This is a genomic window from Mycoplasma marinum (assembly GCF_004335975.1).
Lineage (GTDB): Bacteria > Bacillota_I > Bacilli_A > Mycoplasmatales > Metamycoplasmataceae > Mycoplasma_K > Mycoplasma_K marinum.
Genome location: NZ_PSZO01000004.1, coordinates 20,537 through 42,593 on the forward strand (window position 1 = coordinate 20,537; position 22,057 = coordinate 42,593).

The following is a 22,057-nucleotide window of genomic DNA, read 5'->3' on the forward strand; positions in this document are numbered from 1 at the left end:
TAAACATAATAATCCTTCTTGGATTATTTTTTTATCACTATTTCATTTCATTTATTTTAATAAATGATTTACAATTTATATATGAAAAAAATATTTAAAATAAAATCTGCTGAATTAAAAAGAGCTGAATCATTACTGAAAGAAATCAATTTAATTGAGCCTGAGATAAAGAAATTAACTGAAGAGGAATTAAAAGCCAAAACTGGAGAATTTAAAGAAAGATTGGAAAAAGGAGAAACATTAGAAGATATTACTGTTGAAGCATTTGCGGTATCAAGAGAGGCAACAGTTAGAGTTTTAAAGAAAAGGCCATATGACGTTCAAATATTGGGTGGTTTAATCTTAACAATGGGATCTGTAGCTGAAATGAAAACTGGTGAAGGTAAAACTATTACTTCAATTATGCCAGTTTACTTAAATGCACTTGCTGGTAAAGGTGTTATTGTTTCAACTGTTAATGAATACCTTACAGAACGTGATGCTGAAGAAATGGGTGAAGTTCATAATTATTTAGGTCTCACTGTCGGTGTTAACAAAAGAGAAATGCCAACAGATGAAAAAAGAGCTGCTTATAATTCAGATATTACTTATTCAATCCACTCTGAAGTTGGATTTGACTATCTAAAAGATAACATGGTTAAAACTATTGAAGAAAAAGTTCAACGTGGATTCTTCTTCGCTCTTATCGATGAAGTTGATTCAATATTAATTGATGAAGCGAGAACACCATTAATTATCACTGGTGGGGAGTCAACTCCTTCAACACTTTATGAGGCAGCACAAGCATTTGCTACTACATTAAATAAAAAAGATTATGCTATTGATTTAGAATCAAAAACAATTCAACTTACTGATAGTGGTGTCGATAAAGCTAATAATTTTTATGGGGTACAAAATATATTTTCGCTTGAATCATCGGAACTTGTTCATCGTATTCAAAATGCTCTTAGAGCAAACTATATTATGGAAATAAATGGTGACTATATAGTTAAAGAAGGAAAGATAGAATTAATTGATGCATTTACTGGTCGTATTATGGAAGGTCGTTCATATTCAGATGGATTGCAACAGGCTATACAAGCTAAAGAAAAAGTTGAAATTGAAGATGAAACAAAAACAATGGCAACCATTACATATCAAAACCTATTCCGTATGTTTGAAAAACTTTCAGGAATGACAGGTACAGGTAAAACAGAAGAAAATGAATTTATTGATATTTATAATATGCGTGTTGTTGAAATTCCAACAAACGAACCAATTATACGCAAGGATAGAAGTGATAATGTTTATGTTACTTCAGAATATAAATACCAAGCAATTGTACAAGAAATAGAAAGAGTTATTTCAAGCACTAAACAACCAATACTAGTTGGTACTTCATTGGTTGAACAATCCGAGAAACTTTCTCAACTACTTAAAAAACATAAGATTAAACATACTGTTCTTAATGCTAAACAAGATGGTAAAGAAGCTGATATTATTTCACAAGCTGGTAGGGTTGGTGCAATTACAATAGCAACTAATATGGCTGGGCGTGGTACTGATATTAAATTAGATGACGAAGCTAGAAAAGCGGGTGGGTTATATGTTCTTGGAACAGATAGAGCTGAATCAAGACGTATTGATAATCAATTAAGAGGTCGTTCAGGACGTCAAGGTGATGTTGGTGAATCTAAATTCTTCCTTTCTCTTGATGATTCATTAATTTCTAGATTCTCTGCTAAAGAAAAACTTAAGAAGACATTCGCTTCATTTAAGGAAAAACCAATTTCTTCTAAATCAATGGACAAAGCCCTTACAAGAGCTCAAAAGAAAATTGAAGGATTTAACTATGACGCACGTAAGAATGTTCTTCAATATGATGATGTTATCAGACAACAACGTAACGTAATCTATAATCAAAGAGATATCATAATTTCTCATGGTGACCTTTTTAACGTTATTGAAAGAATGTTTATTAAGGTTGTTCAAGAAATAGTTTTATTTCCACAATTTACAAATCAAGATGGTTCAGTTAATGTAGATGAAATGTCACTTTCATTGAATAATGTTTGATTTTCAGGTGTTGACTTTAAATTAGAACCTGCGATATTAACTAACTTATCAATTAATGAAATATCCGAATTCATAACTAAAAAATTAATTGATTCTTATAAAGAAATAAGAGAAAGAATAATTGAAGAAGCCAATGAAGAAGAATTGCATCGTTTTGAAAGAATGATTATTCTTGAAACATTTGACGCCAATTGACAATTACACATTGATCATATGGATAAATTAAGATCTTCATCATCTATGGCTTCTTATGCACAAAAAAATCCATTCCAAGTATTTACAGAAAAAGGTAATGAATTATTTGCGGAACTTGTAAAACGTATTTCTCATAATACAACAAGAGCTTTAATGTATCCAAGATACTAATAAAAAGGAGATAACATGCAAAAAAATAAATTAACTGCTAGAGTTCTAGCTGAAAATTGTAGTTTTAAAATCGCAAACGATGAACATATAAATGAGTGTATTGAAATAACTTCTCCAGGAATTTATCGTGCAGGTCTTGAACTTTGTGGTTTTAACTTAACTGAAGGAAGTCAAAAAAATGTTATTGTTTGAGGTACAAAAGAACAAAAATGATTTAATCATATTGGTGAAGAAAAAACTAAGGAGGCCCTTGAAAACCTTCTTTCTACAAAACCACCAATCATTTTCCTTTCACTAGGTATTGATAAAAAGCATCAAAATATAGTTACAGAAATTGCTAATAAATATGAAGTTCCTATTGTGACTACTGATATGCACGTTACAGACATCGTTTCAGCTATTAGAATAGAATTATCAAAAAGGTTTACAAGAACTATTGCTGTCCATGCTTCATTAGTAATTATTAATGGTATGGGAGTTATGATCATTGGTAAATCAGGTATTGGTAAATCAGAAGCGGTTATTGAATTAATTAATGATGGTCATTTATTTGTTTCTGATGATACTGTAAATATTTCAAGAGTTGGGCATGAATTTTTTGGTTACCCAGCGGCAATTACAAAAGATTTATTGGAGGCAAGGGGTATTGGACTTCTTAATATAAAACAAATATTTGGTGTTAAGTCAGTTCGTAATTCAGCAAAAATTGAATTAGTTGTTGAGTTAATTGATGCAGAGAATTCTAAGAAAGAATTTGATAGATTAGGAAATGAAGGTCTTAAATATAAAATTTTCGGATCATGCATACCTAAAACTGAAATTCCGGTTAAACGTGGTAAATCAATTAAATCATTAATTACTGCAGCTGCAAATCTTCATGTTGCTAAACAAGAAGGGTTTGATTCATTTTCAGTTATCCAAGAAAGAGTTAGAAACGGAGAGGAAGAATAATGCAAGCATTTAGCGCACATACACCAGCAACCGCTTTTTCAATAGGTAAGTTTGATGTTAAGGTATATGCATTAACAATGATGTTTGGTATGTTATTTTCAATTCTTGGAATTCTTTATTATTGAAGAAGACAAAAATATTCCTTTGAATCATTGCAAGTATTAATTTTGATTGTCATCCCTTCTTCTTTAATTGGTGCAAGATTATGATATGTATTGGGTAATGTTGATAATCCAAATATAAATATAGCCCAGGATTGGTATAAAGCTTGAGAAGGTGGAATGGCAATACAAGGTGGAGTTATGGGTGCAATTTTAGGTGGGTTCGGATATGTTCTTTCAAAAAGAAGAACATTAGATATGCGGACTGTTTTAACTTATGTTGTGCCAGCAGTCTTAATTGGACAAGCGATTGGTAGATGGGGGAATTTTGCTAACCATGAAGTTTATGGAAAAATAGATGATAGTGGAAAATGATCTGCTTGATTAGGTGATTTCATACATAAGAACATGTATATAGTCGACGATAAGGGTGCACACTTTAGAGTTCCGCTATTCTTCTATGAATTTATGACTTCAATAGCAGGGTTCATAATTTTACACTTCATTATGAATACATTTAACTGAACAAAACCCGGAGTAACTGCAGGTGGATATTTTGCTTGATATGGAATTGTTCGTATAGTTATGGAACCATTAAGAGATCCATCGGATTATATGTATTGATTTGATAAAAAAGTCGAAGCTTCTGTATTTACATCAGCTATATTCATAGTGTTTGGTGTTGGATTGATACTTTATTCAATTTTTGATAGATTTGTTCATGCATTCTTTATTAATTGAGGAGAAAATATTTCAAAGCAGGGTGGATTTGTTGATTACTCTTCTGAACCAAAAAGAAAAAAAGAACAAAGAAAAATTAATTTCAAAAAAGGAATTGTTGCATTTTGAAAATCAAGCCCTTTTAAAAACTATAAGGAAACTCTTTCAAAAACTAAACAAAAATTTACAAAGATAGAAATAGAACAACAATATTTCTTTATTATTTGGCCTTTGAAAATAGCAGTTATTTCTACAGCTATTTTCAAGTCAGTATTTACTAATGCTAAGTACAAAAATGTAAAGCAACAAATGATTGAAAAGTTTGCAACATATAAGACAACAGCATGAAGATTTAAAACTCATATTTGAGTTAGAGAATGGGAATTAAAAAAATTCGAAGAAGGCTATGTTGAACAAGAAGAAGTTAATGAAAGGAAGAAAAATGGAAAAACAAGAAAAAACAAATAAATATGACGTCTTAATAATTGGTGCAGGACCAGCTGGTATGTCAGCAGCTGTATACTCTGCAAGATCTAATTTAAAAACAATTATGATTGAAAAAGGTGCTCCAGGTGGGAAAATGGTTACAACTTTTAAAGTTGAAAATTATCCAGGTTTTGAATCTACATCTGGACCAGATCTTGCATTAAAAATGTACAACCAAGTAATTAAAAATGGTGTTGAACATAAATACGGAACAGTTTCTAATATTGAATCAGAAAATGAATCAAAACAAATAGTTACTTTATCTAACGGAACAATTTATGAAGCTAAAAAAGTTATTATTGCAACAGGGATGATTTCAAGAGTTCCTAAAATAGAGAGAATTCACGAAATGAATCATAAAGGAATTTCTTATTGTGCCATTTGTGATGGTCCTTTATATAAAGGAGAAGTTACAGGTGTAATAGGTGGGGGGAATGCTGCTATTGAAGAAGCAGCGTTCTTATCAACAGTTTCAAAAGAAGTTCATGTATTTATTATGGATGATTTCTTCCATGCTGACGCCAAAGAGGTTGAGGCTCTTAAGTTGAAAAAAAATGTTGTAATACATATGGAGTCAATGATTGATAAACTAGAAGGTGAAAATAAACTTGAAGGAATTTCTTACACTGAAAAAGGTGAGAAAAAGCAATTAGATATAAAAGCTATATTCCCTTATATTGGATTTATTCCAGTTGCAGATTTTGCAAAAGGATTAAATATTACTGATAAAGCAGGGTTTATTAACGTTAATGAAAATATGGAAACTGAAGTTAAAGGTATTTATGCAGCAGGAGATATTATTGTCAAAAAAATAAGACAAATAACTACAGCAACTAACGATGGAACAATTGCAGCAAAAGATATAATAAATAAAATATAATTAGATAAATAATAAAAATGGAGATAACAAAAATGAAAAAAGTAGTAACAATCGGTGGTGGAACTGGACTTTCCACTTTATTGAATGGGGTTAAATATATTGAAAACATAACAATTTCGGCTATTGTTACAGTAACTGATGATGGTGGTTCTACTGGTGTGTTAAAAAAACGCTTTAATATACCAGCTGTTGGAGACATCAGGAGAGTTATTGGGGCTTTATCAAGAAATAGAACTGATCTTGAAGAACAAATGGAGTACCGTTTTAAAGGTACTGGAACAGATTTAGATGGACATACCTTAGGAAACCTTATCTTATCTGCAAACATTATGAACTCCAAAGATTTTGCTACAGGAATAAAAAAGACTTCTAAGATGTTAAATATTGAAGGTGAAGTTCTTCCAATTTCTTTAAGTGAAACTAATTTAGTCACTAAATATACAGATGGAACAACAGTATCTGGGGAAACTAACTTAGCAAATCCAGATAAAATTGTTGAACAAGTTTGAGTTGAAGGAGGAGAGGCAACTGCTGATGCTATTGAAGCCATCAAAAGCGCAGATTACATCATTTTAGGGATGGGTTCACTCTACACTTCTCTTATATCAAACTTAGTTTTCTTCGGGGTTAAAGAAGCTCTAATGGAAACAAAGGCTAAGGTAATATATATATCTAATGCCTTTACTGAATATGGAGAAACTGATAACTTTAAATTATCAGAACATATTAAAGCAATTGAAAAACATACATATAAAGATATTGTCGATACTATTATTTTTCCTAAGGGAAGTCTTTCAAGCAGAATTATTAAAAAATATGAACAAGATAACCAATTTTTGGTTGAAAATGATTTGCAGGATTCTGAAAAAGTTGTGATTGAAAGATTGTTATATGTAAATGAAAATGGTGTTGTTCGTCATAATAAAACACTATTGAAAAAAGCTCTAGATAAGGTCGTTAGATAATGTCCTTTTCTTTTGAAATAAAAAATGAAATTTTATTCCAGGAAATGAACCGCGAACAGGCTAATGCATTAGTTCACGGTATTGTAGCTTCATCTGGTTATTTAGATGAAAATGTTATTTTAAAACTTAATAACTCAGACATTTCCAATTTAATAAGAGATCTTTTTATTCAATTAAAAATAGAACATTCTACTGATAAAGAAAATAAAAATTGGATTGCACTTGATTCAAAAGATGTAGAAAGAGAATATGAAATTAAACAACCGGGATTTTATTTTGCGGGTGTTTTTATTGGCGGTGGATCAATATCTGACCCTTCATCAACTTCATACCATTTAGAAATGCAATTCTATTATAGAAATCAGGCAGAAAAAGTTAAAAACTTTCTCGACAATTATCAATTTAATTTTTCTTTAATACAAAGAAGAAAGAATTGAGTTTTATATATTAAGAAGTCTGAATTAATAGCAGATTTTCTTAGAGCTATTAGAACACCTATTTCTTTGATGAAATTTGAAGATGCAAGAATTGAAAGAGATTTTAGGAATAATCTTAATAGATATTCCAATTTAGATATTTATAATCAGGAAAAATTATCCAAAGCATCTACAATGCATTTAAAAAATTATGAATATGTCATTAAAAATAATTTATTAGATTCATTTAGGGAGGATGAAATTAAATTCTTCGAATTAAAGAAAAAGAATCCCTATTCATCTTTATCAGAACTTGTTATTTTGTTAGAAAAAAAAGGTGTTAAAAAAACAAGGGCTGGACTTAATCATTGATTAATAAAACTAAGAAAAGTGGCTGAAGACTAAAAATTATCGTTTTATTTGCTTAAAGTAAAAAAAATATAACTTTCAAATAGAAAAAAAGTTGTTTTCCTAATATTAATCTAGAATAATTGGTCTATTTATTCCAAAAAACATGTTTATTATTTATTTTTAAAAAGATATTTAAACTTAATTATTGCACAAATATGTGAATTATTTGAGTTTATTACTTAACAGCAAGCGAAATTATCAGCTCTTTAAAAATATAGTTAATTTAATAAAAAAATAATTATAAAAATAGTTAAATTTATACTCTTACAGTGCATGGGTATACTTTTTTAAATGCATTTTTCTATTGAATATGCATTTATTTTAATATTTTTCTTGTATTTTACTTATACATTACAAACTCTAAAAGTTTAGTGGTCTATAATTTAGTTAATATAGTTTAATTATTATATTAAAGCAAAGCATTACTTAATTTAAGTACAAATAAACCAAAGGAGGTATTATGCCAAAAATAAGTAAAATAAATTCAATACTTTTATATGCACTATTTTTTATAACTCAAATTCTTATTTTAATTAACTTATATTTATTTACATATATGTTTAAATCATTAAAAGAAGCAAATATGGAAAAATTTATAATGTGAGTATGTATTGGTATTGTTAGTTCGTTAATTACATATTTCTTATGTTATTCAAGAGATGTGTTTTTAGCGAAAAAATGTGAGAGGTTAAAAGCTGAATATAGAACATATATATTTAATTCTCACAATTCAAGAGCAGGACAAAGAATTATCTTAAATAAACCAGGTAGCTTTAAATCTGTAACAATAGAAAATGTTGAAGCATATGTTTCACAATTTATTCAAGTAAAATATTCAATGCTTGGACTAGCATCAGGATTTTTTGCTGCATTAACTATTATGGCTTACTATTCATGAGAAGTAGCATTATCTGCAGCTTCACTAACAATTTTATGTTTCATAATAACATTATTAATTAATAAGAAATTAAGTCAAAACAGGGTAAATTTCTTAAATACAATTAATGAACAAGATGATATGTTCTCTGAGATGTTAGATTTAAGAAGCATTTTCTATTTAAATGGCGCATCTATGAAACTTGCAAGAATGTTTAGTAAAAAATATAAAACAACTCAAAATCGTTTAATTAAAGTATTTCTTAAGTACACACTTTACTATATACCTGCAATGTTTACAGGTAGAGTTACAATTTTTATAATAGTAAGTATTTCCGGTATTTTAGTAATATATGGTAGCATGCCAATCGAATTACTTGCATCAATTGTTTTTGTTGCATCTAACTTTGTTACAAATGCAGAAATGTTGACTACAAGTATATTTTGAATATTTTCAAGTAAAAATTTAAACGGTAAATTTTCACCACCAAAATGTCAAGATTCAATTGGTATAAAAGATAAAAAGATATCAATTTTAGAAAAAATTTCCTATCAAAACTACAATATTAGTTTCAAAGAAAAAGAATTATTCAAAGAAAAATTTATTTTTGAATTTACAAGAGGTGGGAAATACGCTATCGTTGGAGAGTCAGGATCGGGTAAAAGTACACTGATAAACTCATTAATTGGTAAGAATTTTGGATTTTCAGGAGATATTAAAATTAATGAAAATAAATTAAGGGATTACAAACTCGAAACCTTAATTAAAAATATAGGTATTTTAAACTCAACACCATATATTTTTAATGCAACACTATTCGAAAATATAACTATGTTTGACGAAGGTGTTCCAGATGAAAAAGTTCAAGAAATCCTTGAAAAAATTAATTTTCATGATTTAGAACTTCACAAAAAAGTTAACTTAAAATCAATTTCCGAAGGGCAAAAACAAAAAATCAACCTTGCTAGGGTTATTTACAAAAAACCAGATTGAATTATTTCTGATGAAGGATTTTCAAATATGGATTCTAATTCAAGAAAAAATGCTGTTAACTATATAATAGATGAATTCGAAGGTGGGGTAATCAATATTACCCATCACTTGAAAAAAGATGAGGAGGTGAAATACGATGAGAAAATCTCACTCTAAAAAATTAGATAAAATAACATGAAGAGAACTTAGATATACGCCAGTCATTACTGGAATACTAATTATTGTTATGACAACATTAGCAACTTCTCTAGCTTTCATGCCTTATTTTATAACTAAGATAATAGATTCTGCGAGTATACATGATAAAAGTGCAACAATAAGATATATTTGAATTTTTGGGATTAATGCATTTTTATCAGCAACTACTTTTGCTATGGCATATTACTTTGAAAGTAAGTTGGGTTTAAGTTTAATTTTTGTATACGGTAAAAATTATTTCTATAATTATATGTTGGAAACAAATGCTGAATTTGAGAAGAGAACTAAAGGTGAAAGATGAAACGACATTTCAACTAACTTACGTCAAATATCTGCTAAATATCAATTAGCATTATTATTTCTTTATAGAGAAGTAATAATGATTATCGCATCATTTGTTGCTATTGCTCTTATTAATATTTACCTTGCATTAATTTTAGTTGCTGTATGTATTTTAAGTAAAACTATTTTAATGATTTATGATAAGAAAATACGTTCATCAGTTAAGAAACAAATTGATCAAAGATCAAAATATAATCAAGAACTTGATAACTTAATTAATGGTGTGGATACATTGTTCTTATATAACAAGATGGATTTATTAGGAACAAAGATGAAAAGTGCAAATGACTCAATAATGAGTGCTGGTATTAATTATGCAAGGGTTAATTCTAAATTTGAATTTTGAAAAAAAATAATCTCTCTATTATTTACTTCTGCATTAATTACATTAACAGGTATTTATATATTAAAAGTTAATATATCTGAAGCTGCTTTATTTACTGGCGTTATATTATCCGCAATTTCATTTGATCAAACTCTAGATAGTTTAGTATCTGTATCTATGTCTATAAGAGGAACTGTTCCCTTAAGATCTAAAAAAGAATACTTAAAAATTTATTATAAAAATAAAGACGAAAATAAAGAAATTAAATTTAATAAAATGATTGAGGTTGATAACATATCCTTTGATTATGATGAAAAAACAGTTATTAAAGATTTAAGTTTTAACATTAAGAAAGGTCAGAAAAAAGCTGTTATTGGACCAAGTGGTTGTGGTAAAAGTACATTAATGAAGATACTTCTAAAACAACTTAAAGTTAAAAAAGGTAAAGTTGATATTGATGGTTCAAATATTGAAACACTTACTGAAGAGCAACTTTTGAATAACATTTCTTATGCGAATAACCAGAACTTAATATTAAACAAAAGTTTTAAAGAAAATATGTTACTTTTTTCAGAAAAACCAATAGAATTTTCAATTCTTAAAGAAATTTTTAACTTGGATTTTATTACAAGTGAAGAACAAATTTTAGATTCTAATAAACTTTCTACAGGTCAAAAACAAAGAGTTAATCTTGCTCGTGTATGAGCGATGAACAGATCGATTATTATTCTTGATGAGTGTTTTGGTAATTTAGATAAAAGAAATGCAAATTCAATACTTGAAAAAATTCTTAAACACAAAGATAGAACAATATTGATGATTTCTCACCACTTAACACCTAAACAAGAAACATTATTTGATGACATAATCAAAATGAAAAAACATAAATAGTTTAGAACCTTAATTTTAGAATATATAAAAATATATTTTTAAATATTTAAATGTCAGCATTTGTTGGCATTTTTAAATACAACTTTTTTATTTTTTTAATAACGTAAATTCAATTATTAAATGCCTGAGTAAAAAAATACTACTTGCATTTTGCAAATAGCATTTTTAAATATCTAATTTATTTCAGGTATTATTTTTTTACAAATGCATCGCCTTCTAATTTAAGTATGACTTTTGAATCATAATAGAAGTGACCGTGGTTTGGTTCTGTATGTAATAAGACATAACGACCAAAATTCTCTTTTGTAATTTCTATTGTACTTCCAGGGATAAACTTAATACCATCTTTTAATTGATTTGTGTCTAATATTTCTTTTAATGTTTGAGTATTATCAAGAAGAATAGTTTTCTCTAATTTTCCATTAGGATCAATGAATCTTAGGGAAATTTTAGCGTTATCAGCTTTCAATACTTTTTCATTAATTGAACCACTGAAATATATCTTGTTTTGTCCTGGTATAAATTGCATTTTCATTCTATTTTTCTTACCATATGTTCATCACTCACCTATACCTATTGTTGTAAGTGGTTCTATTGGTGCAACACCAACATTCATGAAGAATCTATTTTCAGTAGCATATCTATTATTTGGATCGAATACATTGAAGGATATTTTTTTACTGCTTGTAATCTTGTCATCTTTTGAAATAACTGCCTCAACTTCATAACCTTTTGGAACAAGTTCTTGAATTCTAGGTTTAATTCTTTCGATTAATTCAGAGTGTGTTTCATTGAAATATGCAACAATATCTTTTGGTATTAATCTTTCTGGTAGATTTGTTGGTTCATATTTTGGCAATGTGTATTCTTTGATATTATTTTTTATTGTATTTCCATATAAATAATTATTTCAAATTTTATTTTCAAGTTTTGGTAATTCACTCATTATAGCTTTTGATTCATCATTATACTTCATACCTCATTTATCAAAGAAAGGTGATAAGTCTCTATTAACAACACGGGATGCTGCTACAACAAAGTGATCAAGTTTGTCTTTATTGGGTATTGAACGAGCTCTAAAGTGTGTTCTATAATATTGGTTAAACCTTGGATAAAACTCACCATCAAACGCTGTATCTAATTGCTCAACCATCAGCATAGATTGCATTCCTCTTATCGATTTGTCATTATAAGGAATTTTTCCTTCTTCAAATGAAGATTCAACTCTTCTTAAAAACTTAGTTACATTCTTATCTAAAAATCTATTGTATTCATTATTGCTAGCACGTTTTTGATACATTGTTATCAACATGTTATTAGAACTTTCGCCTCACCCATCTAATTTATAGTTTTGGTTTTGTCACATATGACCTATTTCATGCAACAACCCTCAGTTGGATTTATATCCATCTGTAAAGAAACTATTTGGTCAGTGCGGTGGTGTAACGGCAACACGGTAACCAGCATAACCAAAGCCATGGTTTTTTGATGTTTCAACCTGTAGTTTTTCCACGTGGTTTTTAGCTACACCTGTATAACTAGTATCAATACCAAAATTATCAGAGTAATATTTACCAATATCATAAAATCTTTTTGATACTTTACTAAATAATTTTGGATCATTTTGTTTTTCATACATTTCTAACATTCTTCTTGTTTCTCAAAGGAAGTTTGTATATCCATTTGTTATTTGAGCAAATGGTGCTTTTGTTGTTTGTAATTCTTTTAAGAATTCTTTATCTGTTGTTTGTCCATCTGTAAAAACAGGATATGAATTTAGATTTTGTTTATAAATATCTACATTCAATGGGAATTCTTTACTATCATTTCTAACATAGACAACACCATCTCCGGGTGCTTCTATAACAATTCTTTTTCCGGGAGTAAGTTTGAAGTCGTCATTACTGTGTTTGTTTATAACGAAGTCATGATAAGAACCATCAAGAAAAATCTTCAATGTTCCATCTGTTTTTCCTTTGGCTTCTACTTCAAACTTTGTACCTTTTGTTACATAAAGATGTGTGGGTCATAAATTCATGTGCTCTGCACTTTTTTGCTCCATATCCCTAGTATTTCAAGGTGCTATTTCAGTTGTTGGAACTACAACTTGATTATGTTTTTCAAATTTTGTTACTTTATAAGAGTTTATTGAATTCTCAGCATTATAAATAGCTTGTGAATTACTCTCATATTTTATAGGCATATTATCATTTTTTTCATTTGTTGCTAAACTAATTGTAACCATTGGTATAAAAACTGCTGCAACGCAAGATAACCCTATTGATATTTTCTTAATTTTTGACATTTTAGACTCTGCCTTTCTGTGGGAATATTTTCTCCACCATATTAATTATAGTATTTTACACTTGAATATACAAGTATTTTGAATGCTTGAAATTATTTTATTGTCTTAATAGTCATTTTTTTAGAAAAAGTTTTTTTGGAGAATTGAAAAAAATCAATGCGAATTATAAAATGATTAATATTATATTTTATTTTCTTTATTAAATGTATATAATGTTTTTATGGAAAATATAGCAGAGAAATATTCAAAATTTAATAGTATAGGAACAATGTGGCTTTGGTTTATACCTGCAGCAATAATTACATTCTTTATGTCCCTTAAGATGGTTAAGTATGCTGAGGTAGTAATCGAGAAAACAAAATTCGGTGGAGCATTTGTTGGTGGGGCGTTAGTTTCAGTTGCAACATCACTTACAGAATTAGTTACTGAGATAACACAAGGTGTAAATGGTACTCCTGCGGTGGGTCTTTCTGATGATATGGGTGCTAATATGTTCTCTACATTTATGATTACTGTTGTTTTACTTGTATTCATCAAGCAAATGTTTGCTAAAAAATTAGATAAATGAACAGTCTTCTCAATGATTTTTTCATTAATAATTACAATAATTTTAACAATAGTAGTTTGATTTGGTAATGATCTTCATATTTCAAAAGGTGGAAAGATAGCAATTGGTTTAATTCCTATATTCTTTGTATTTGCATATTTTATATATGTAGGTCTTTCTTATAAATATGGAACAGAGGATGAGCAAGTAGATGGTGTTGTTTCTAATATCTCTGCAAAAAAAGGTGTGTTTGGATTCTTATTTTTCGCTTTACTGTTGCTTGGAGCTGCTGTATTCTTAAATTTAACAATAGATGCTATGATGAAAACTTATGGGTTAAAACCAAAGTCAGCCGGAGGAATTTTCCTTTCGATGACAACTGCCATGCCTGAAGTGGTTTCTCTTGTAGTTCTAATTAGGGCTAGGCAACCAATTGCTGCTGTTGCATCAATCATTGGTTCACACATATTTAATCTATCATTAATTTTCTGAGGTGATATTGCGTTTGCATCTCACCCTATTTTAGAGGGTCCAAATGTTAGTGGTATTGCGGGAGTTTGAATTTTAGGGGCAATTACAGCAATAGAATTATCATTATTAATAGTATTTGTTATAATTTCTAAGAAGATTAAGAGTAAATGAGTTTATGCCATCATGCCATCACTAATAATTGCGACATATATTATTGGTTGAATAATTATGTTGACTGTTCCAGCTCTAAGTGCTTAAGCCGCTTATAAATAATTAAAAAAAGGAGGATATATGTTAGGAATTTTAATAGTATTAATAATTTTATCAATTGTAATTTTAGTAATTTCCCTGCTTATGTCAGGAGATTCTCAAGGTTTCTCAGGAGCCTTAGTTGGTTCTTCTGATTTGGATCTATTTAAAGTCTCAAAAGAAAGAGGGGGTAAAAAGATTCTTAAAAGAGTTATGTTCGTATTAGGTATTAGCCTTATGATAGGAGCAATAATCGTTAGAGTCTATATGTAACTTATGGATAAAAAATTATTATTTAAAGTATTGGATGAAAATCCAAAATCATTTAATTGATTAGCAAGAAAACTTAATATTGAAAGAGGGGAAAATAAATTATTTTCTTCATTTTTAAATATCCTTGTAAGCAAGGGTGAAATTTTTACAACAAGACAAAGAGAGTATTTTAGACCTATTTTCTTAGGAGAATACGAAGGAGTTATCAGAATGACTTCAAAAGGCTTTGGTTTTGTAGATAGAGAGGAAGACTCAATTTTTATTGGGCCAGGTTCTACGAATGGAGCTTTCGATAAGGATGACGTAATTGTTAAATTATTTCAAGATCCTACTAAACCAGATGGATATAATGGGTTTGTTTCAAAAATAGTTAATAGATACCATACTGAAATTGTTGGTACTGTAAAGAAATTTGGACCACATATTATTGGTTTTGAACCTCTAGACGATAGATTATCAGGAAAATTTAGATTCACTTCAACTGAAGGTTTAAAGGAAAATTTTAGAGTTAAAGTTAAAATTGTTGAATATGGAGATAGTATTACCAAGATTGAGCCAATATTAATAATTGGACATAAGGATGACGCTAAAGTTGATATCCAATCAGCTATTGAAAATTCTGATATTCCTTACTTATGATCAGATAAAGTGATGAAAGAAACAAATCATGATATTCCAGACACAATTGATAATGAATCAAAAGATGGAAGAGAAGATATAAGAGACAGGTTGATTATCACAATTGATGGTGATGATACAAAAGATTTTGATGACGCTGTGGAAATTAGAAAACTTTCAAACGGGAACTACTTATTAGGTGTTCACATTGCTGACGTTACTCATTATGTAAAAGAAGGTTCGGCAATCGATGACGAAGCTCTTGTAAGGGGTACTTCTGTATATCTTGCTGATAGGGTTATTCCTATGCTTCCTGAAAAACTTTCAAATGGTATTTGTTCATTAAATCCTAATGTTGATAGATTTGTTCTTTCATGTGATATGGAAATCAATACAAAAGGTGAAACTGTAAATCATAGAGTTTATCCTGCCATAATAAAATCAAAACATAGACTTACATATAATGAAGTGAATGAGTATTATGCAGGCACAAAGAATTTTGAAGATAAAAATCTTGAGTCATTACTTAATGATGCTTTAGAATTAACAAAAATTCTTAGAAGATATAAGTTAAGAGAAGGATATATTGATTTTGAAATTGAAGAATCAAAATTAATTCTTGATGAAAATGGTAAAACAATCAACATTATTCCTCGTCCACGTGGAGAATCAGAAATGATGATTGAAGACCTTATGGTTAGAGCCAACGAAACTGTTGCTTATCACGCTTCAAAAGCTAAGGTTCCATTTATTTATCGTATTCATGATAAACCAGATATGGAGAAAATAGCAGCTCTTCAACAGGTTGTATCAGTTCTTGCTCTTGATGTGCATATACCTCAAGAACCAGAACCCAAGGAATTTGCTAAGGCCATAAATGATCTTAAGAAATATAGATTTGATGATTTTATGAAGATTATGATGCTTAGAACAATGCAAAAAGCTATTTATGATAAAAATAATATTGGCCATTTTGGTCTTGCATCTAAATTTTATACACACTTCACTTCACCAATTAGACGTTATCCAGATTTAATGGTTCATAGAATGTTGAGAGAGTACTTCTTTGAAGGTAGAATGGAACTTAAAGATCATTTTGATAGTATTTTAGATAATATAGCAAAAGAAAACTCTTTATCTGAACAAAAAGCAATGGAATTAGAAAGAAAAGTTGCTGATATTAAAAAAGCGGAATACTATACTAAATTTATCGGTAAAAAACTTGAAGGACAAATTGTGTCAATGCAGAAATTTGGATTTTTTGTAGAATTTAAAGATAAGGTTGATGGATTGGTTCACGTTTCATCATTAACTGATGGTAAATATGAATTAGCTAAAACAGGTCTACAAATATCAAATGGTAAAAGAAGTTTCACTATCGGTGAACAAGTTGAAGTTATTGTAGTCCAAACATCAAAAGAAGAAGGAAAAATTGATTTAGTTCTTGCTGATTTAGCTGATAAGCAAAATCCAAAGCCTGCACCACAAAGGAGACGTTATGGCAAAGATAATAGCAAAAAATAAAGATGCACATTACTCATACGAACTAGTTGAAAGAATAGAATCTGGATTAGAACTTCAAGGTTGAGAAGTTAAATCAATTCGTGCTGGAAAAGTATCTTTAAGAGGAGCTTTTGTTAACTTTAAGGATGATGAAGCTTATTTAATGGGTATGCAAATTTCACAGTATATGGCCGTTCAAGGTGATGAACTTAGAAATAGGAAATTATTATTGCATAAGCATCAACTTAAAAAACTGAAACAAGGCGTATCTCAAAAAGGTATGTCTATTGTTGCTGTAACTCTTAAGTGGTCTAATGGCGGATATGTTAAAGTTGACATTTCATTAGCAAGAGGTAAGAGTAAGGTTGATAAAAGAGATACCATTAAACAAAGAGATATTTCTAGAAAAATAAAGAAACAATATAATGTATAACTAAGCTTTGATGCTTAGTTTTTCTTTTTACTACACATTTTTTCAGCAAACATATGTATAATTTATTTGCATATGTCAATATGTTTAAAAAACAATGGGGATGTAATGGCTTCGACAGGCCTACCGGACCTTTGTATTGCAGTGGTCTCCAAACCTTAATGGACTAGGCGCATTATATAAATGCAAACAACAAAAAACAAGAAGTTGTTACAGATCAAGATCTATTCTTTGCTTCTGCAGCTTCAAACAACTTAGCTTTCGCTTAATAGCAGCTAACGTAAAATTACTTTTTCCTCAGAGGTAATGGCACGTATTACATGAGGGGTAGTTGTGTGGACCTACTAAAACACAATGAAATTCCAGTAGAATCTTCATCAGTTATTTAGTTCTATTTGAACTGAATGAAGATAAATTTAAAATGAACTAAACTGTAGACGTACATTGTGTAAGGTATGTGTGGACCCGGGTTCGACTCCCGGCATCTCCACCATTTTTTTTCATCTTTTTTGAACTAAAAATATTACCACATTGTAGTAATGTATAATTTGTTTATGAAAATATTTGTAAATAGTGTAACGCTAACTTTATTCTTAATGATTTATTGTCTTTTGTATTTCATAATTGAGAGATGAAAAAAATCAGACTTAATAGTTAGGAAAAATTACCCTAAATTAATTTTGAATTTTATAGAGGGTAATATTTACTCTATTTTTGGACTATTATTTCAATTGTTTCTATTTCAAACTAAACAATTTGCTCAGCCATATATTTATATAATTTTAGCGCTAACGCTTGTCTTTTTACGTAATGCGGTAATTGCTTGTTATGCCCTTATCGGACCGATGATATATTCTATGTTTGCCTACCCTCTTGACGATATATTTTATTATGTTATTTCAATTATGTTTATTTCTATGATTTTGACATCATTCATGAAAAATTTTATTAAATCCAAGATTTCAATACTTGTAAATGTATTTTTTATAATGATTAATATTTTAGTTCTTTGGTTAGTTGCATCCCTTGCTCTTGATTATAAAATAGATATTCAGTTTGTTTTAGCTACCCTATTACCTTTTTTGTTATCAATAATATTAATTTTATTAATTGCATTTTTATTGAGATTCTTAAGATCCGCAAACTTATTATATGAATCTTCAACTTATGACACATTTCATTTTTATCGTGAATCAATATTTGAAAAAATGATTCGTGAAGGCATTACTTTAAATAAGGTGTCAAAAGGTTTGTTTGTCATATTTGAATTTAATTGAAAAAATACTGATGAAAATAATTATAAAGTTTGCAAAAAGGAAGCATTGAAAAAAATTGAAACATCAATGGGAGAAAAGTCAATATTATTTAAAGCAAGTAAAAGAAGTTATGGTTTATTCACTCCAATAAATGCCAATCTAAACCTAAAAGAAAGTTTATTGAATAATAGATCTTTAAAAAGAAAAGAAGGAGATGTAGTTAAAGTTATTGAAAAATTGATAACAAGCATTAATGGCGAATATGATGTTGATGGATTTAAAAATAAATTAAATGCAAGAGCGGGAATAACTATTTACGGAGTGCAAGAACAAAACATTGATAAAATGATTTCATTTTCGGAATTTGCGCTTGAATCTTCTAAGTGGAATACAGGGTGAAATAACTCAATAGTTTTCGACCCTATTCTTTACAAGGAAAAAGCATCAGATTATATCGCTATAACTGAAATGGATAAAACTATTGGTATAACATCTATATCAAATACCTTTCTACCTATTTATGATTTAAAAAAGAAAAAAACAGCAATGAATGTTGCTAATCCAATAACTACTGATGTTCTTGATGTTGAATATGATTCGCTATTAAAGCACTCGGAATACATGGGTTATAAATCTATATTACTTTCTTTTAATGCAGCACAAGCATTAAAAGCCTCTAATGGATGAAATCGCTCCTCAATATCTGTTGATTATTCATTGGATAAAATTATGGATCCTAATTTTAAAGTAGAAAACTTTTTTGCTTCAGTGAAACGTTTCAACCAAACGAAATCTCGTGTTATATTAAATTTTGATTACAAAGAAATTATTAATTTTGAAATAAATGAATTAAGCAAAAAAATGAAAATATTAAGAGAGCATGGGATAAGGTATGGTGTATTTAATTTCCTTATTGACGAGCACTTAAATAAATTAGCAAAAATGAAACCAGAATTTATATTTTTGGATGAATCTTTGTATAAAACATTCTTTTTATCAAAAACCAACCTTAATTTAATAAAAGAAATTGTTGCATTTGCAAAGGTAATAAAATCAAGAGTTGTAGTTTCTCAAGTAGAAAAACAAAGAGAATTATCATTCATTTTAAAGACGGAAATTAATTATATTGGCGGGCCATTTTTCAACGAAGGAAAAATTGAGCCACTACTTTTCAATAAAAAAAGTAAAATATATATAGAACAAATACAAAAGGAGACTAAATAATGTCAAATAATACAATACTTATAGCCATATTAAGTTCAGCGGGAATAATTATAATATTAATACTACTACCTTATTTAATTAAATTCGTGCAATGAGCTTTCAAGAAAAATAAATACAATACAATGGGTTCTTCATCGCAAATGAGACTTATTCACCAACTTTATGAAGCGACACAAGAACTTGCAGCTACAAAAACAGGTGCAATTATTACAATTGTAAACAAGGAAAAACTTGATCACTTAAGAACAGATGGTATTGTTATTGATGCAAACATATCTTCATCTTTATTAATTTCAATTTTTAATAAAAAATCACCTTTGCATGATGGAGCAGTTGTTATTGAAGGTGAAAAAATTAAATATGCTGCAACATATTACAAAATTACACAATCATCTATTAATAATAAATACGGTGCTCGTCATCGTGCATCTATGGGTATCGCAGAACAATCTGATGCGATTACTGTTATTGTTTCAGAAGAAACAGGTGGGGTATCAATTGCTATGAATAGCAAGATTCGTCCAATTAAACTTGCTTCATTCCAAGAAGAAATGACGGCTTTATTAAAAAATGCATAATAAAGTTATAATTAAAAACACATAAAAGAAAGGAGTAAAAATGACACTTAAATCTGCCTTAAGAAGTAAAAAAGTAGCTGAAATTAGAAAAATATTTAAAGAAACTCCCGGTGCTGATCTTGCTGATATGGTTGAAGAATTATCTATGCCAGAACGTAAATTATTTTTTAGAGTTCTAGATGCTAATCAATCCGGAAAATTATTTTCTTATCTTGAAATAGAATTCCAAGAAAAAATCATTAAAGAATTTACGGATACTCAACAAAAACAAATACTTAAAACTATTTATGCTGATGACATTGCTGATTTAATTGAGGAGATGCCTTCAAATATTGCAAAGCAAATACTTAAGAATACGCCCAAGGAAAGACGTGCTGATGTTAATAAATTACTCCGTTACGAAGATTTTCAAACAGGGTCAATTATGTCAACGGATATGATTGAAATTAAACAATCTCAAACACCACTTCAAGCAATTAAATTAATTAGAGAGGGGTCTGTACATACAGAACAAACTCAAGTTTACTTTGTTGTCAATCAAAAAGGTAAATTAGTTGGTAGTGTAGATCTACAACAAATTGTCTTTGCTCCAAAGGGCAAAAAAATCAAAGATATAATGGGTCCAGTTGCTTCTGTATCGACAACCCTTAATAAAGAAGAGACTGCGATTGAATTTGCTAAGCACGATTTATCAGTTATGCCAGTTATAAACTCACAAGGTTATTTAATGGGTATGGTTACCTCTGATGACGTTATTGATACAATTCGTGAAGAAGCAACTGAAGATATGCACCGTATGGCTGGTATTGAAGGTGTTGAGAGTTCTTACTTAAAAACATCAATACTTAAATTATTTAGATCTCGTGTATTTTGACTTCTACTATTAATGATTTCTTCAACGTTATCACAAATTGTATTAGACTCCTTTATGTCTATTGCTGCAAAATCATTACATGAAACTACATCAGCAATAACAACTGCTATATTGACTTCTGCGCTTATTGCAATTGTTCCAGTAATATCTGGAGCTGCTGGTAATGCCGGTTCACAAGCCAGTACAATGGTTACGCGTGGTATTGCATTGGGTGAAATCCAAAAGGACAAAACATTTGCTGTTATGAGAAAAGAATTGGGTACCGGTTCTTTGGTTGGTGGAGTTCTTGCAATTGCAAACTTTGCAAGATTATTGATTTATTATGGTGTTCAAACTGCACCCTCTGGCGAAAGCTTATTGTTGTCTCAACCATCACACACACATTCATTTGCATTCATTTGGATTTCATTTGCTGCATCAATTTCATTATTTTTAGTAATTATTTTTGCAAAGATGGTTGGGGGATTACTTCCACTTATTGCACATAAAATGAAGTTAGATCCAGCTGTAATGGCTGCTCCATTACTTACAACTTTAATAGATGCTTTATCAATTCTTATCTTTTTTGGCATAAGTATTGGTATACTATTATTGACGGTCATTTAAATTGACCTAAATATGGGCTAGTACTCAAGTTGGCCGAAGAGGCGTCCCTGCTAAGGATGTAGGGGGAGCAATCCCCGCGGAGGTTCGAATCCTCTCTAGCCCGCCATATGTTAAAAGCAACCGCAAAGGTCGCTTTTTTCTTTATA

General features: G+C 29.3%; 16 protein-coding genes, 1 tRNA gene and 1 other RNA gene. 17 read left to right on the forward strand and 1 reads right to left on the reverse strand.

Annotation, left to right across the window (positions count from 1 at the left end):
* Positions 1-81: 81 nt before the first annotated feature.
* The 8 genes from secA to C4B24_RS01485 all read left to right on the forward strand — a co-directional run bounded on the left by secA (position 82) and on the right by C4B24_RS01485 (position 10,977).
* The gene (gene secA, locus C4B24_RS01450) at positions 82-2,421 is read left to right on the forward strand and encodes a preprotein translocase subunit SecA (RefSeq protein WP_246005068.1); all 2,340 of its coding nucleotides are present in this window, start codon (positions 82-84) and stop codon (positions 2,419-2,421) included.
* 15 nt (positions 2,422-2,436) lie between these two features.
* On the forward strand, positions 2,437-3,372 hold the full coding sequence (gene hprK, locus C4B24_RS01455) for an HPr(Ser) kinase/phosphatase (protein WP_131598654.1): 936 nt from the start codon (positions 2,437-2,439) through the stop codon (positions 3,370-3,372).
* The gene (lgt, locus tag C4B24_RS01460) at positions 3,372-4,661 is read left to right on the forward strand and encodes a prolipoprotein diacylglyceryl transferase (RefSeq protein WP_131598656.1); all 1,290 of its coding nucleotides are present in this window, start codon (positions 3,372-3,374) and stop codon (positions 4,659-4,661) included. Before hprK ends, lgt begins: the two co-directional genes overlap by 1 nt.
* A complete protein-coding gene (locus C4B24_RS01465; RefSeq protein ID WP_131598658.1) occupies positions 4,636-5,559 on the forward strand; it encodes an NAD(P)/FAD-dependent oxidoreductase in 924 nt (307 codons plus the stop codon). The genes lgt and C4B24_RS01465 overlap by 26 nt, the downstream gene beginning before the upstream one ends.
* Positions 5,560-5,591: 32 nt before the next feature.
* Complete coding sequence (locus C4B24_RS01470; RefSeq protein ID WP_168388308.1) at positions 5,592-6,524, forward strand: gluconeogenesis factor YvcK family protein; 933 nt, start codon at positions 5,592-5,594, stop codon at positions 6,522-6,524.
* On the forward strand, positions 6,524-7,345 hold the full coding sequence (gene whiA, locus C4B24_RS01475) for a DNA-binding protein WhiA (protein WP_131598662.1): 822 nt from the start codon (positions 6,524-6,526) through the stop codon (positions 7,343-7,345). Before C4B24_RS01470 ends, whiA begins: the two co-directional genes overlap by 1 nt.
* Positions 7,346-7,811: 466 nt before the next feature.
* The gene (locus tag C4B24_RS01480) at positions 7,812-9,377 is read left to right on the forward strand and encodes an ATP-binding cassette domain-containing protein (RefSeq protein ID WP_131598664.1); all 1,566 of its coding nucleotides are present in this window, start codon (positions 7,812-7,814) and stop codon (positions 9,375-9,377) included.
* Entirely contained in the window at positions 9,358-10,977 is a 1,620-nt protein-coding gene (locus C4B24_RS01485) for an ATP-binding cassette domain-containing protein (protein ID WP_168388309.1), read from the forward strand. The genes C4B24_RS01480 and C4B24_RS01485 overlap by 20 nt, the downstream gene beginning before the upstream one ends.
* A 190-nt stretch (positions 10,978-11,167) precedes the next feature.
* On the opposite strand, the gene C4B24_RS01490 is transcribed toward C4B24_RS01485, so the two are convergent.
* Positions 11,168-13,282 carry a M60 family metallopeptidase gene (locus tag C4B24_RS01490; protein WP_131598668.1) on the reverse strand — a complete coding sequence of 705 codons (2,115 nt, stop codon included), beginning with the start codon at positions 13,280-13,282 and terminating at the stop codon, positions 11,168-11,170.
* Positions 13,283-13,502: 220 nt separating this feature from the next.
* Here C4B24_RS01490 and C4B24_RS01495 point away from each other — a divergent pair, with 220 nt between their 5' ends.
* The 9 genes from C4B24_RS01495 to C4B24_RS01535 all read left to right on the forward strand — a co-directional run bounded on the left by C4B24_RS01495 (position 13,503) and on the right by C4B24_RS01535 (position 22,017).
* Positions 13,503-14,558, forward strand: coding sequence for a hypothetical protein (locus C4B24_RS01495; protein ID WP_131598670.1), 1,056 nt, complete (start codon positions 13,503-13,505; stop codon positions 14,556-14,558).
* A gap of 33 nt (positions 14,559-14,591) precedes the next feature.
* Entirely contained in the window at positions 14,592-14,822 is a 231-nt protein-coding gene (gene secG / locus C4B24_RS01500; protein WP_131598672.1) for a preprotein translocase subunit SecG, read from the forward strand.
* Positions 14,823-14,825: 3 nt separating this feature from the next.
* On the forward strand, positions 14,826-16,964 hold the full coding sequence (gene rnr / locus C4B24_RS01505; RefSeq protein ID WP_131598674.1) for a ribonuclease R: 2,139 nt from the start codon (positions 14,826-14,828) through the stop codon (positions 16,962-16,964).
* Positions 16,939-17,376 (forward strand): SsrA-binding protein SmpB, encoded by a 438-nt coding sequence (gene smpB / locus C4B24_RS01510; RefSeq protein WP_131598691.1) that lies wholly within the window; start codon positions 16,939-16,941, stop codon positions 17,374-17,376. Before rnr ends, smpB begins: the two co-directional genes overlap by 26 nt.
* 96 nt (positions 17,377-17,472) lie before the next feature.
* Positions 17,473-17,866: a transfer-messenger RNA gene (gene ssrA, locus C4B24_RS01515) on the forward strand.
* A gap of 352 nt (positions 17,867-18,218) precedes the next feature.
* Complete coding sequence (locus C4B24_RS01520) at positions 18,219-19,853, forward strand: EAL domain-containing protein (protein ID WP_168388310.1); 1,635 nt, start codon at positions 18,219-18,221, stop codon at positions 19,851-19,853.
* Positions 19,853-20,431 (forward strand): diadenylate cyclase, encoded by a 579-nt coding sequence (locus C4B24_RS01525; protein WP_131598679.1) that lies wholly within the window; start codon positions 19,853-19,855, stop codon positions 20,429-20,431. The genes C4B24_RS01520 and C4B24_RS01525 overlap by 1 nt, the downstream gene beginning before the upstream one ends.
* A 40-nt stretch (positions 20,432-20,471) precedes the next feature.
* Positions 20,472-21,911 (forward strand): magnesium transporter, encoded by a 1,440-nt coding sequence (mgtE, locus tag C4B24_RS01530; protein WP_131598681.1) that lies wholly within the window; start codon positions 20,472-20,474, stop codon positions 21,909-21,911.
* Positions 21,912-21,925: 14 nt separating this feature from the next.
* Positions 21,926-22,017: transfer RNA gene (locus tag C4B24_RS01535), tRNA-Ser, on the forward strand.
* Positions 22,018-22,057: the final 40 nt, after the last annotated feature.